This is a genomic window from Kitasatospora mediocidica KCTC 9733 (genome assembly GCF_000744225.1).
Classification (GTDB): domain Bacteria; phylum Actinomycetota; class Actinomycetes; order Streptomycetales; family Streptomycetaceae; genus Kitasatospora; species Kitasatospora mediocidica.
On sequence record NZ_JQLN01000007.1, the window covers coordinates 864,860 to 879,321 of the forward strand.

General features: G+C 72.8%; 7 protein-coding genes. 1 reads left to right on the forward strand and 6 read right to left on the reverse strand.

Features of this window, described 5'->3' with window-relative positions:
* Position 1 precedes the first annotated feature (1 nt).
* Positions 2-736, forward strand: a complete 735-nt coding sequence (locus BS80_RS34110; protein ID WP_035805315.1) for a sirohydrochlorin chelatase — start codon at positions 2-4, stop codon at positions 734-736.
* Positions 737-748: 12 nt separating this feature from the next.
* Here BS80_RS34110 and BS80_RS34115 read toward each other — a convergent pair whose 3' ends face one another.
* The 6 genes from BS80_RS34115 to BS80_RS34135 form a co-directional block, all read right to left on the reverse strand.
* Positions 749-2,272, reverse strand: a complete 1,524-nt coding sequence (locus BS80_RS34115; RefSeq protein WP_035805317.1) for a sigma-70 family RNA polymerase sigma factor — start codon at positions 2,270-2,272, stop codon at positions 749-751.
* 224 nt (positions 2,273-2,496) lie between these two features.
* Positions 2,497-3,417, reverse strand: coding sequence for a CAP domain-containing protein (locus tag BS80_RS43280; RefSeq protein WP_232246754.1), 921 nt, complete (start codon positions 3,415-3,417; stop codon positions 2,497-2,499).
* 125 nt (positions 3,418-3,542) lie between these two features.
* The gene (locus BS80_RS41365) at positions 3,543-3,695 is read right to left on the reverse strand and encodes a hypothetical protein (RefSeq protein WP_157536753.1); all 153 of its coding nucleotides are present in this window, start codon (positions 3,693-3,695) and stop codon (positions 3,543-3,545) included.
* A gap of 21 nt (positions 3,696-3,716) precedes the next feature.
* The gene (locus tag BS80_RS34125; RefSeq protein WP_035805320.1) at positions 3,717-4,175 is read right to left on the reverse strand and encodes a hypothetical protein; all 459 of its coding nucleotides are present in this window, start codon (positions 4,173-4,175) and stop codon (positions 3,717-3,719) included.
* A gap of 137 nt (positions 4,176-4,312) precedes the next feature.
* Entirely contained in the window at positions 4,313-12,397 is an 8,085-nt protein-coding gene (locus BS80_RS34130) for a DNRLRE domain-containing protein (protein ID WP_198045691.1), read from the reverse strand.
* Positions 12,398-12,701: 304 nt separating this feature from the next.
* A complete protein-coding gene (locus tag BS80_RS34135; protein ID WP_083975669.1) occupies positions 12,702-14,411 on the reverse strand; it encodes a DEAD/DEAH box helicase in 1,710 nt (569 codons plus the stop codon).
* Positions 14,412-14,462: the final 51 nt, after the last annotated feature.

Below are 14,462 nucleotides of genomic sequence, written 5' to 3' on the forward strand. Positions count from 1 at the left end.
CGTGAACCCCGTCCTGCTACTGATCGCGCACGGCAGCCGCGACCCCCGGCACGCGGCCACCGTCGAGGAGTTGGCCGTCCAGGTCCGCACGCTGCGGCCCGACCTGGAGATCGCGACGGCCTACCTCGACCACTGCGCCCCGCGCGTCGCGCAGGTCGCCGGACGGCTCGCGGGCCGTCCGGCGGTGGCGGTCCCGCTGCTGCTCAACCGGGCCTTCCACGCCAAGCACGACATCCCCACCGCGCTGCGGGCGGCGGGCTGCGCGCTGCCCGTCGCCGACGTGCTGGGCCCCTCCCCGCTGCTGCTGGACGCGCTGGACCGGCGACTGACCGACGCCGGCCTGGACGTGCGCGACGCCGCCGTCCGCGCCCGCACCGGCGTGGTGCTGGCGGCGGCCGGCTCCTCCGACCCGGCCGCCGACGCCGCCACCCGCGCGCTGGCCGACGAGTGGCGCCGCACCCGCGGCTGGGCCGGCGTCGAGGTCGCCTACGCCTCCGCCGGCGGCCCGCAGGTCCCCGACGCGCTGGCCGCCCTGCGCGCCCACGGCGCCGCCCGGACCGCCGTCGCCCGCTACCTGCTGGCCCCCGGGCTGCTCCCCGACCGCATCGCGACCGCCGCCACCGAAGCCGCCGCCGACCTGCTGACCCCCGTCCTCGGCGCCGCCCCCGAACTGGCCCAGCTGCTGCTCCAGCGCTACGACGCCGCCTCGGCGACCACCGCCCGGCTGGCCGCGTAGGCGGTCGCGCGCCTACAGCGGCGCCGCGAGGTCGAGGGTCCAGACCAGGCCGCCGGAGTCCGGCGCCGTGCCGACCCCGGTGTCGGTGTAGCGGCAGTCGAGCAGGTTCTGCTGGTGGATGGCGCCGTCCATCCAGTCGCTCAGCACCTTGGCCGGCGACTTGGTGTCCTGGTCGAGGTTCTCGCCCCACGCGCTCCACTGGTAGCCGGCCGCCGTGATGCGGGCGTCCGGCTGACCGCCCTGCGGGTCGGCGTGGTCGAAGTAGTGGTTGGCGACCATGTCCGCGGAGTGCCCCTGGGCGGCGGCGTGCAGGCGCGGATCGATCCGCAGCTGTGCGCAACCGGCCTTCGTCCGTTGGGCGTTGATCAGGTCGACGAGCTGGCGCTCCAGGCTCTTGGGGGCGACGGAGGGGGTCGGCGAGGGAGCCGGCGCGACGGTGGCCGCGGGCGTGCTGGGCGGCGCGGACGGGAGGCTCGGCGAGGGCGTGGGGCTCGGGGTGGGCATCGGGGTGGGAGTCGGCGTCGGCTCGGTCGAGGGCTCGGCGGGCGTGACGACCGCGAGCGCGGTACCACCGGCGCCGGCCGCGGGGTGGCCGCTGGGCAGGACGCTCACCGCCCCGAGAACCGCCACCGCCGCGACGACCCCGCCGACCAGTTGGGCCGGTCGCCGCCCACCCCGGAGCAGCCGTCGGCCGGACGGCGGCGCGGACGCGGACGCCGACACGGACGCCGGGACGGACGCCGACACGGACGAGAAGGTGTGAGCCGCGAGGTGCTGCGGCGGAAGGACGAGCACCAGACCCGCGAGCAGCCCCTCGACCGGCAGCAGCTCCCGCCGGTGCCCCGAGCAGACCGCACACGCCCGCGCGTGCCGGGCTATCCGCTTGCGCCACAGCGCCGCCGGACGGCCGTCCCAGCCGGGGGTCAGCGCCGACAGCCCCGGGCACGGCGGGGCGGTGTCGAGCGCGCGCACCACCAGCCGGCCGACCTCCAGCTGCTCCTTCATCCGCTGCACCCGCACGGCGGCGTGCTGCGCCGGGATCCCCAGCGCCTCGACCAGCTCGGCCCGGGTCAGCTCGCCCGCCGTCTCCAGCCACCAGAGCGAGAGCAGGTCGCGCTCGCGCTCGTCCAGCCAGCGGGTCGCCTCGGCGACCTCCCTGCGCTGTCCCGACAGACCCAGCCGCAGGATCGTCACGTCGACGAAGTCCCCGGCCGGGTCGGAGAGCTGTTCCATGGTGTCCAGGCCCGCCAACGGCGCGAGCTGCCGCGCGGCCCAGCGGCGGCGCACCTCGTTCATCGCTATCGCCACGAGCCAGGAACGGAACGACGAGGGATCGCGCAGACCCGCCAGGCTGCCGATGACGCGGACCATGGTCTCCTGCACGACGTCGTCGACGTCGGCGTCGCCGCCCATCGCCCGTCCGACGACGTTGTAGACCAGCGGCAGATGGGCGGCGATCAGCCGCTCCCGGGCGTCCTCGTCACCGGCCTGCGCGGCGGCCACCAGGGCCGCAGCGCCCGCTTCGTCTGCATGCATCCGCTGTTCCTCACTCGTCCGACCGTCGCACCCCACCTCTGGAAGACCCTCGTCGGCGGCCCCGATAACAGGAACCGCCGCTCAGGAACCACCCCAGCGGTCGGGCGCGCGCGGCCCGCCTGTCGCGGCTGCCCCGACAGTACCGGCACGCCGTCGGCGCACCGGGCCCGAGGGCCGCCTTCGACGGCCTGCAACGGTCGGCGGCGGCGCGGCGGCGGCGCGGTCTACTGGGCCTGGCCGAAGTCCTCGGTCCACCAGGGCCCGTTGGAGCTGAGGTTGACGCCCACACCGGTCTCCTGGAAGGCGCAGTTGAGGATGTTGTCCCGGTGCTCGGGGCTGTTCATCCAGCCGGTCATGGCGGTGGTCGGGTCCTGCGGGCTCTGGTAGATGTTCTCGCCCCAGCTGGACCACTGGTAGCCGCCGTTGGTCATCCGGGTGCCGGGGTCGACGCCTTCCGGGGTGTCGTGCTCGTAGTAGTTGCGAGCGGCCATGTCGTCGGAGTGCTCCTGGGCGACGGCCTGCAGCTTCGCGTTCACGGTGAGCGCGCCGCAACCCGCCTTGGCCCGCTCGGCGTTGACCATGGTGACGATCTGCTGGACGAACCGGGCGGCCGTCCCCGAGGCCGGCGTCCCGGCCACCGGACCCGGGCCGACGACGGACCTGGCCGTCGGCGCGGCCGTCGAGGCGCTGGGACGGGCGGCCGGACTCGTCGCGGCGGGCGCCGGGCTCGGGGAGAGCGAGACCGAGGCGGAGGCGGACGGTACGGGCGCGGCGGTGGCCGTCGGGGCGGACGCGGCCGGGGACCCGCTCGCGGACGCAGTCGGGGAGGCGGAGGCAGAGGCGGACGGCGACCCCGCGCGGGCACCGGACGGCGGAGCGGACGCCGTCCCGACGGGCGACCCGGGCAGCACCGCGTGCACCGACGGCAGCACCACATCGGCGGCGGACTGCGCCCGATGCGCACCGCCCGCGCCCGACATCCCCAGCACCCCGAACGTCCCGCCGACGGCGACGACAACGACGGCCGCCCCCGCGACAGCCACCGCCCGCCCACGCCGCGCGTCCGCCCGGTGCAGCCGCCGGCCCCGCACGTGCCTGCGCGCGGGACGGGTCCGCACGGCCGGTTCGTCGAAGTCACTGCTCACGTGTCCACCTACTGCTGGTCCGAGGTCCGTTCCGGCCCGGACGTCTCTCCGGGCCGACACCCAGGAGACCGCCCCACCCGATCCCGATAACGAAAACCGCGAGCCCGTTCGACCGACTTCGGCCTTCACCGTCGACGATCCGGAGCCCGACCGACAAGCACCAGCCGCTCCCACGGCTCCAGTTCCCCGCGCAGCCGGCGGCTCACCTCCCACCGCTCCCCGCCGACCTCCAGACAGAACCAGGCGCGCACCTGGTAGTAGCCGTCGACCAGGCTCACCACGACCTCCGGCCGCCGCACCTACCTCCCGGCGGATTCCAGCGCCGACGCGAGTGCTTTCACGTGAGAGTTCTCAAGAATCCCCGGGAAGGACTGTCGCAGTTGCCCGACGAGGCTCAGGCCGGCACCGACCAGGGACTCCTGGAACTCGTCCACCGTCGATTCCACGAAACCGTCGGCGAAGTCACAGTCGACGCGCAGAGCGGATCCGTCGACGCGCAGGAAGATACTCCCCTCCCCCTCGGTGAAGTCGTACTCGGCGGTGCCGGATTCCCTGGCCTGCGCGAAGGCGACCAGCATTGCTCGGGCGAAGTCGAAGACGGTCACCCGGGTCATCGGGAACTCGACGTCCCCTGCCTTGATGACGACGTCACCGAGCGGGAACCGGTAGGTCAGGTCGGTCAGCCCGATATCGGCCGGCCGGGTGCGGAGGGACGCCAGGGAGTGACTCCTGAGCGTGATGGAGATCGTGACTGCCACAGTTGCCGTCCACATGTCTGGTCAGGCCCTCACCCGGCGAACCGAGCGGGCCTGACCGGCGGTGCGGCCGTGCGCGGAGCGGGGAGCCCGCTCCGCGCACGGCCTTTGACCAGTCGAATCCGGTACCTGTGAGGTACCTAGAACGGGTAGGCGGTGATGACCCGGCCGCGGATCACCACGACCCTGACCCGCTTCTTGTTCCGTCCCTTCTGCCGCCCGACCGGGTTGTCGAACTTCTTCTCGTAGGTGTGGCCGGGGCGACCCAGCGTCGCCTTCTTCTTCGTCCCCGTCCTGACAGTCTCGTGGATGAGTTCGCGCACCTGCTGGCGGTTACCGATGAACTTGGACTTTTCCCGGTAGGAGTTGCGCGAGATGTGGCGCGGGAAGATGTGGCCGGACCAGTCGCGGGAGCCGATGTTGCAGCTGCTGTTGTGCACCACAGCACTGCCCGCACCGATGGCCACGGTGTAGGTGTGGATGTCGCCGACGTTGAGGTTGAAGACCAGCTGGTCCGCGAGGTGGCCGAGGTCGGTGGCCCGCGTCACCGTGAGCCGTTGACCCGTCGGCGAGACGAGCGAGTCGCCGACCTTGACGTCGACCGCGTTGACCCAGCCGGCGCCGTCGACCAGGAGCGGGTGCTCCGCGGTCACCGCGAGGGCGGGGGTACCGTCGTCGAGGTCGGTGTCGAGCATCACCATGTGCCTGCTGCCGTAGCCGACGATGACGGCCAGGACGGGCTTGGCGACGCTCTCTCCGGTCGCGGAATCGGTGGCCAGAACGAGGTCTCCGGTCCGGATCCCGCCGATCGGCGCATACGTCCCGTCCGCCATCAGCACCGGCGTGTCGGGAGCGAACGAGTTGCATCCGGATCGTCGGAACACGGTCGCGGTCTTGGAGGCGACACGTTGGACGCGTGCGGCCGCTCTGGTGGCCTTGACCGACGTGACCGCCGCCTTGACCGCCGTGTTGGCCCCGACGAGGCCGGCCGCCGCGGTGACCGCCATCTCGGCGGCCTTGCCCCAGTTGCCGGTGGCGGCATAGGAGACGGCGGAGACCGCTGCCGCCGCCGCGCCGATCGGGCCGGGGATGTAGGAGGCGACCTCGGCGACCTTGGCGACCACCTCGACCGTCTTCTTCAGCCACTTGGGCATGCCCCAGTTGCCGTCGAGGTCGGTGCAGTTGACCGGGTCGCCGGTGCAGTAGTCGTACGCGCCGGCGTTGCCGCCGGGGACCGGGTCGATCTGCAGGAAGCGGCCCAGCGCCGGGCTGTAGAGCCGGGCGCCCATCAGGATGTCGCCGTCCTGGGCCTCGGCGGAGCGCTGCTTGCCGCCGAGCCAGCCGTAACGGACGGTGCCCTGCCCGGCCTGCGGGATGCCGAACTCGTCGAAGTCCAGCACCACCGGCCTGGTCAGCGCGGTGTCGGTGGTGACGACCACCGAGCCCTGGAGGTTGGTGAGTTGGAGCTGCACGTCACCGGTACGGCTGGTGACGGCGGACAGGTCGGCGTCGGGTCCCGAGACGTTGCGGGTCAGCGTGCCCTGGGTGGTGTCCTCGACGACCCAGCGGACCTCGTCGGAGTCGTCGCCGTAGTGGTTCAGCTTCGAGGTGGCGTTGGCCCAACTGCCGTCCGCCTGCTTCTTGGACGTGGTGAAGCCGGTCAGCCGGTGGGCGGCGTCCAGCGCCCACTGCTGCTTGGTGTCCCCCTTCTCCTGCGCGGCGACCTTGTCGTTGGCCCAGTAGGTGGTGGTGGCGCCGGTCGCCGTCTGCACGGTGCGGCCGAAGGCGTCGTACGCGAAGCCCGCATCGGTCAGCCGGTCGGCGCTGTCGTACGTGTGGTTCTCCCCGACCGTGCCGACCGCGCCACCCGTGCCGCACGTGCCGTCGGCGTTCTGCGGGGAGGTCGACTTGGCCAGCCGGTTGGAGTGCGCGTCGAAGGCGTACTGCCGGGTGACGCAGCCGGTCGCGGTCGAGCTCTGCTCGGCCCTGGTCAGCCGGCCCAGCCGGTCGTACTGGTAGGAGCGGGTGGCGGTGGAGCTGGTGTCCTTGGCCACCTGGCCCTGGGTGGAGATGTCGGTGCTCTGCGCCCAGATCACGGCGCCGTCCGAACTGCGGGTGTAGGTACGGCTGGTGGCCTCACCCACCGCGTTGGCGGTGTCCTTGCGGACGATGCCGCCGGGGTAGCTCTGCTCGACCAGCTGGCCGTCCGGCCCGTACGTGGCGGTGAACTCGCCGGCGACGCTGTCGTTGACGGAGGTCACCAGGCCCCGGGGCTCCTTGGCCCGGTCGTACGTGTAACTGGTGGACCCGGTCGGGTCGGTGACCTTCACCGGCTTGCCGAAGGTGTCGAACTCGGTGCTGGTGGTGGCGCCGTCGGCGTCCGTGTAGGAGATCAGCCGGCCCAGCACGTCCATCGTCCGCGACAGTGTCCTGCCGCCGGCCGTGGTCTTCAGCGCGTCACCGGTCGCGGGGTCGTACTCGGTGGTGACCTTCGGCAGTGCCAGGCCCTCGTCCGAGGTGATCTCGGTCGAGGTGATCCGGTCGGCGCCGTCGTAACTGGTGACGGTCTTGCGGGACTTGCCCGCGTTCGTCTCGGTGGTCTCCTCCGGCTCGCCGAACGGCGAGTAGCGGGTGACCCGCTTGACCGGCAGGGTCGCGGTCATCCGTGACGTGTCGGCGCCGGTCACCGCACCGCCGGGGCCGGTCGAGCAGGGCTTGCCCGCCCACTCGGGCCGGTTGCCGCAGGCGGTGTCGTCCGGGTTGGCGCCGGCCGTGTAGAAGACGGTCTTCACCGTCCCGGCGTCCGTGCCGTTCGAGCCCGGCTTGCGGGACTCCTGGGCCCGGGCCGCGGCGTCGAACCTGATGGTGGACGTCAGGTTGGCGCCGAGTGCGTCGGTGGTCACCGAGGTGGCCGTCTTCAGCGTCCAGCCCGGGACACCGCCGATCGGGGCGCCGTAGCCGGTGCGGGTGACGCGCTGCTCGACGTCGTCGGCGTAGCCGTCGATCCGGGCGCCGTCGATGCTGGTGGTGACCAGGTGGTAGGCCTGCCCGTCGGGCTTGCCCTCGTCGTAGGTGTTCGTGTTGTGGTCCCGGGCCAGCACCGAAGTACCGACCGCGAGCGAGGGGTTGACGGTGGTCTTGGTGAGCGTGACGGCGTCGATGCCGGCCTGGAAGAACGGCGCGGCGGCGGCCGGGTTGGTGCCGGTGACGGTCAGCGTGAGCTGGTGGTCGCCGCGCGCCAAGCGGACCGCCTTGCCCGCCGCCCAAGGAGCCGTGGTGACACCGGGGTTGTAGCCGTCGAAGCTCCCGGGCAGCGTGCTGCCGTCCAGGGCGAAGGTGACGACGCCGTAGTCGCCGGCCTTGGTCAGCTTGGCCGACAGCAGGTAGTCACCCTCCTCCGGGACGGTGACCCGGAAGGTGGCGTTGTCACCGGCCTTCTTGGCGACCAGCATGATCTGGGCGCCGCCCGACCAGCCGCCGTTGCCGACCCACGAGGTGTCGCCGCGCTGGACGGAGACCGGTGCGGTGGAGCCCAGTTGGGGCAGGTTCTCGCCCTCGGCGGTCACCTGCGCCGGTGCGGTGCCGGCCGCCACCGCCTCGGAGAGCGAGGCGCGGTAGACCGGGCCGAGCGTCTCGGTGACGTCCAGGCCGTCGGGGGTGTAGCCGGTGCGGGCGTCCAGCAGCCGGGCCCTGGCCGCGGAGTCGGCCGGCAGGCCGAGTTCGGCGACGAACCGGTCGGTGTCCGGGTGGGTGCCGAGCGCGATGGCGCGGTTGGTGGCCTGCAGGGTCCGCACGGCGTGGCCGTAGCGGTCGTACTCGGTGGTGTCGATGTCACCGCCGGGGGTGACCGACGGCGCCGCGGTGTTCACCTCGTTGCCGGAGGCGTTGAGGTAGTGGACGGTGGCCGCCCGGTAGCCGTCCGCGCCGGGCTTGGCCGGCCCGGCCGTGTGGGTGCCGGGGTCGTCCTCGGGTCCGAAGACGGCGGTGGCGTCGGTCGGCGCGTCGGTCTGCGCCCACTTGGCGACCTCGGGCCCGGACAGCTCGTACGGGCCGCCGGCCCCGCGGGTCAGCGGGACGTCGTAGACGACCCTGGTCGCGATCTCGCCGTTGACCTGGTCCTTGCTGCCGGGCGCGAGGGTGCCCCGGCGGACCTTCAGCAGCCGGCCCGGGTCCTGGTCGGAGCCGGCCTTGCCGTAGTCGAAGTCCCACGGCAGCTCGCCCGCCGCACCGACCCGGGTGACCCGGCCGGCGTCGTCGTAGCTGTAGGAGGTCTTCAACGGCTGGGCCAGGCGCGGGTCCCAGACCTGCGCCAGGCGGCCGCGCTCGTCGTACGCGTAGTGCGCGACCTCGACGGCCTCCTGCTTGCCGCTGACCGGGTTCCACGACCAGGACTTCACCGCCCGCACCCGGTCGGTGAAGTCGCCGGGGACGGCGGCGGTCGCGGTCGTGGCGGTGGCGTAGTCGTAGTCCATCGCCTCGCAGCCGCGCGGCAGCGGGTCCAGCGTGCAGTGGTTGGCGTCGTCCACGCCCGGCTCGACGGCGGCGATCACGCGCTTCACCAGCGCCCGGCCGTCGGCCGCGTCGTACTGGTAGCGGGTGGTGGAATCGGCGTCCGGACCGGTCTCGCTGACCAGTTGAAAGACGTCCGAACCGGGCTGGGCCGTGAAGACGTTCTTGCTGCCGTCCAGGTCGGACAGCGTGTACGTGCCCGCGGCCACCGTCAGCGACAGGTTCTCGGCGCCCGGCTCGGGGAAGAACGAGCCGTCCGCGCCCTTGGCGAAGGTGAGCACCGAGTCGTCGTTGAGCTTGAGCTCGGCGAGGTCGGACTGCGGGAAGGAGAGCGAACGGTACTCCGAACCGCTGCCCGCGTTCGGGCCGCCGGCCCACTGCGGACCGAACGGCGCGACGATCTCCTTCAGCGACAGGTCGTCGAAGAAGACCCCCTTGCCCGAGCCGGCCTGGAAGCCGTTGTAGAGCCGGAACCACGCCTCGGTGGCGTCCTTGGGCACCGTCAGGTCGACCGAGAGCTGCTGCCAGGCGTCGGCGAAGCCCGCCTTGGCGGACGCCACCTCGCCGTAGCCGGCCGGGGTGCGGTAGACGCCCAGCAGCCGCAGGCCACGGTTGGGCAGCCCGGAGGTGTCCAGACCGGACGCGCCGGGGACGTAGATCCAGCCGGTCAGCCGGTAGCTGCGGCCGGGCTTCATGCCCTGGGCCATCGCGTACTCGGGGCCGACCGCGGCGTAGGAGTCCCAGCCGCTGGAGGCGGGCAGCACCGACAGCGAGTCGGTGGAGTTGTCGTGGCCGCGCGCCGTGGAGCGCGACAGCGTCGCCTGGCCCGCCGTGAAGCCGGCCAGGTCGGTGGAGACCTGGCGCTGGTTGGCGGTCAGGCGCTCGCCCTGCGGCTGCCAGCCGCGGTCGGTGCCGCGTGAGGAGGAGCTGCGAGCCACCGACAGGCCGAACTCGTCCGCGTCCGTGACGTCGGCGGAGTAGTCACCGGTCAGCAGGTTGACCGAGCCGGGACCGACCGGGGTGCCGGCCGCGCCGTCCGCGTTGCGGTCCACCGTCATGGTGTTCCAGCCGGTGGGGTAGCCGTTGCCGGAGCCGTCCTCGGGGAAGAGCACGGCGCGCACCTGCACCACGCCGCCGGTCTGGCCGAGCGTGTCGACCACCGTCCAGTTGGCGAAGCCGCCCAGCTCCGCCAGGCGCGGCTTGCCGTCGGTGACCGGGGTGTTGTCGGCCTTGGTCAGGTTGGCCGTCGGCACGTTGTACTCGGTGGCGCCGGGACCGCGACGGTACTGGTAGACGACCCGCTTGAAGTCGGTCTGCGCGTCGACCGAGAGCTTGACCCGCTTGGCCGCCTGGCTGCCGTCGGCGGGCGAGCTGAGCCCGGCCCGGCCGACCTGGAAGGCGTAGAGCGTCGGGTCGGACAGGTTGCCCGCCCGGTCCTTGGACTGCACCTTCAGCACCCGGTGGCCGTCGGCGGCGGGCGTGACGGTCGTCGTGGTGGCCGCCGTGGCGTTCACCGTGACCGGGGCGCCGCCGTCCACCGTGTAGACGTAGCCGACCAGGTCGTTGGTGCCGCCCGCGGGGGTGAGGGTGAACGAGCCGGCCTGGCCGGAGGCGCCGTGCCAGAGCCCGTCGGCGGGGTAGTCGGCCGAGGTGACGAAGGGGGCGCCGGGCTTGACGGTGTCCACCTGGAAGGCGGTGGCCGGGCTCCAGCCGGAGTAGTCGGTGCCGTCCCAGAGCCGGGCGAAGACGGAGTACGAGACACCCTCGTCGAGTTTGGCGACGCCGAAGTCGGCGGGGACGGCTTTCAGGTAGGTGCCGTTCGGGCCCTCGCGGTAGACGCTCTTGACGAACGAGCCGTCGCGCCAGAGGTCGAGGTGGGCGCCGACGGTGCCGCCGTCGGGGTCACTGGCGAGGACCGAGAAGGTCGGCGTGGCCGAGTTCGTCCAGCGCGGGTTGCCCTGCTGCGCGGGCAGCACGTCGACGGTCGCGGGGGTCGGTGGCACGGTGTTGTAGGTGACCGACAGGAACGGCGGGGCCTCGCCCTCGGCCGAGCTGAACTTCTTCCAGGTGTACGAGTCGTTCTCGTCCACCGCCTTGATGCCCAGCGCGTACTGGCCGGCGCCCATCCCGGACCAGTCCCGGACCAGGTTGGTGATGTCGGCCTTCACCCAGGCGCTGCCGTCGGGGTTGGCGCACTGGTGGGTGTCGTTGCCGTCGATGTCGCGGGTCTGGTCGGTGGTCGCGTATTTGGTGATCAGCCCCGGCTGGTTGCCCCAGCGGTTGCCGCGGTCCGCGTACTGGGCGGCCCACACCTCCCACTGCTTGGGCAGGCAGTAGGACGAGTGGAAGTTCCACAGGTTCAGCGAGGCACTCAGGACGTGCTTGCCGTTGAAGCCCGCGCCGGGGAAGTGCAGGAACGAACGGGCCTTGACCGCACCGGCGTTGTAGGTGCCGAGCTTGAGCTCGGTGGAGGCCGACTGGTCGGTGGAGGTGTCGCTCTGCACGAAGGTGTCGAAGCTGGCGCCCAGCTCCACGACCGGGTCGACGGTCACCGGGTACTGGGTCTTCGGATCGGCCATGAAGGCGGCGTCCGGGGTGAAGACCAGCTCGGCGTCGGCGCCCTGACCGCGCAACTCCATGGCGACCGGCGCGCGGTGCAGGTGCTCGCCGGAGGCCTCGTCCACGGCCTTGTCCCACATCACGGGGGCCGGGATCCGGACCACCACGGTGCCGGCCGACTTCTCGGTCAGCTCGATCGAGCCGTCGTCCTTGCGGACCACGTCGAGGCCGTTGGTGTCGAGCGGGATGGTGATCGTGCCCGCCTGGGAGACGGCCGAGCGGTCCTTGACGACCAGGTACTGCTCGAAGCCGGTACGGGTGGCCTGCAGCAGCAGGTCCACGCCGGGGCGGGCGTCCACGTAGGTGGCGGTGCTGCCGTCGAGCTTCGGCTTCGGCAGCCGGCCGAGCCAGCCCAGCTCGATCTGCCGCGCGCCCGAGCCGACCTTGACCAGGTTGCGTTCGGCGGGGGCAGCGGGCACCGGGGCGTCCCCGGCCAGCGCAGCGCGGGCCCGGTCACGCGCGGCGCGCTCCGACGGCGCGGCAGATGACGGCGCCGCAGATGACGGCGCGGCAGGCGACGGCGCGGCAGGCGACGGCGCCGCCGCGGTCGGTGCGGCAGGCGACGGCGCCGCCGCGGTCGGTGCGGCCGCCGTCGGCACGCCCGTCGGTGCAGCCGTCGGCGCGGGCAGCCCGTCCCCGACCTTCACCCCGGCGTCGCCGCCCTCGAAGACCAGCCCCTCGGGGTGCGCCTTCGGCGCGACCTTGCCGTCCGGGGTCTCCACCAGCGTGGTGTCCACCGGCACCCAGGCCTCGCCGACCCGCATCCGGATCGGCCCGATCGACCGCTCGGCCGTCAGCGTCCCCTCCGGGTTCGCCCACAGGGTCGCGTTCTCGCTGCGGGCGCCGGTCACCTCGATCCGGTGCCCCTGCAACCGGGCCGCCAGCAGGGCTGACGCCTCGTCCGGCGCCTCGGTGGCGGAGGGGGCCGGGTTCTGAGTGGGTGTCGCGGCCGTGGCGGAGCGCGGGGTCAGCGCGTCCAGCGCCACCCCGGTCTCCACCATCAGCCCCAGGGCCAGCAGCACCGCTATGCGGCGGGTACGACGCGCGGAGAAGGGCACGGCTGCGCGCGCAGCCGAGGCCCTGGACCGTCTGAACATCAAGAGTCTCCCCTGTGGACCCCAATGAGAGGTCATGAATGAGTAAAGGAAGACTAAATCTTTCATTATCCAGCGGCACGCAAGGTCGATTTTTGACGCACGATCACAACTGACGGCTATCGATTCCATAACAGCGGACCGAAAAGAGACGATTCATCCGGTTTCCCTCGCCGGATGAATCGTCCCCGGTCCGCACCCGGAAACGCCTGAGGGCCCGTTCGCCGAAGCGAACGGGCCCTCAGATGTCAGAGCTGATCCGATCCGGTCGGATCAGCTCGTCGGAATGTCGCGGATGTCGCGGATGTCAGCGCGCGGGGCGACGCTGACGGCCGGTGCCGTAGTTGCCACCGGTCTTGGAGCCGGTGCCCGGAGCCGCACCGCTGCTGGCCTTGCCGGAGAAGCCGGCCGCCTGGCGCGAGGCGCCCGCACCGCTGCCGCCACCGGCGCCGGCGCCCATCCGCTGCTTGGGGCGACGGCGACGCGGGTTGCCGTTGGCGTCCACATCGGTCGGACGGGTCGAACGCGGGCCGGCCGGGCGCCGGTTGGCGGTGCTGGCCGCCGGCGCGGGCGCGGCCACGACGGCCAGCGTCACGGCGACGCCGGACGGCGTGCGCGCACCGGTGATCCGGCTCAGCTCGGCGTCGCCGGGCCGCACCTTGGTGGTGACCGGCCGGATGCCCGCGGTGGACATCAGCTTGGTCATCTCGCGGCGCTGCTCGGGCAGCACCAGGGTCACCACGGTGCCCGACTCGCCGGCCCGGGCGGTACGGCCGCCGCGGTGCAGGTAGTCCTTGTGGTCGATCGGCGGGTCCACGTTGACGACCAGGTCCAGGCCGTCGATGTGGATGCCGCGGGCCGCCACGTTGGTGGCGATCAGCGCGGTGACGTTGCCGTCGCGGAACTGGTCCAGCGTCCGGTTGCGCTGCGGCTGGGACTTGCCGCCGTGCAGCGCGGCCGCCTTGACGCCGCTGGCGAGCAGCTGCTTGGCCAGCCGGTCGGCGCCGTGCTTGGTGTGCACGAACATGATCACGCGCCCCTCGCGGGAAGCGACGTGCGCGGTGACGGAGGCCTTGTCGGCCGCCTCCAGGTGGAGCACGTGGTGCTCCATGGTGGTCACCGCACCCTGCGACGGGTCCACCGAGTGGGTGACCGGGTCGGAGAGGAAGCGCTTGACGAGGCGGTCGACGTTGCGGTCCAGGGTGGCGGAGAAGAGCATCCGCTGCCCGTTCTCCTCGACCTGCTCCAGCAGCTTGGTGACCTGGGGCAGGAAGCCCATGTCGGCCATCTGGTCGGCCTCGTCCAGGACGGTGATCGCCACCTGGTCGAGCCGGACGTCCTGCCGGTTGATCAGGTCGTCGAGCCGGCCCGGGGTGGCCACCAGGATCTCGGCGCCCCGGCGCAGCGCGTTGGCCTGCCGGGTGATCGACATGCCGCCGACGACGGTCGCGATCCGCAGGTTGACCGCGGTCGCGTACGGGGTCAGCGCGTCGGTGACCTGCTGGGCCAGCTCGCGGGTGGGCACCAGCACCAGGGCCAGCGGCTTGCGGGCGTCGGCCCGGCGGCCGTTGGTGCGGGCCAGGACGGCGAGGCCGAAGGCGAGGGTCTTGCCGGAGCCGGTACGGCCGCGGCCGAGCACGTCGCGCCCGGCGATCGCGTCCGGCAGCGTGGCGGACTGGATCGGGAACGGCTCGGTGACGCCCTCCCGGGTCAGGGCGCTGAGCAGGGCCTTGGGCATCTCCAGCTCGGCGAAGGTCGCGGCCGGCGGGCGGGCCGGGGTGCCACCGGTGACGGCGGCGAAGTCTGCGGGTGCCTCGGCGGCGCGGCTCTGGCCGGAACCGCCGCGACCGCGGCTCTGTCCCTGGCTCTGGCTGCGCAGGCCGCCGGAGCTGCGTCCGGCGCGGGCCTGGGCGTCACTGAAGCCGCCCGAGCTGGTGCGCGCGGAGCCACCGGCGCCGGTGCTGCCGGTACGCGGGCGGCCACGGCCTGCTGAGGAACGGCGTGCCTGTTCGGTCATGCGGATACTCCATCCTGAGCGGTCACCACAAGGAGTGACACAGGGGTTCGG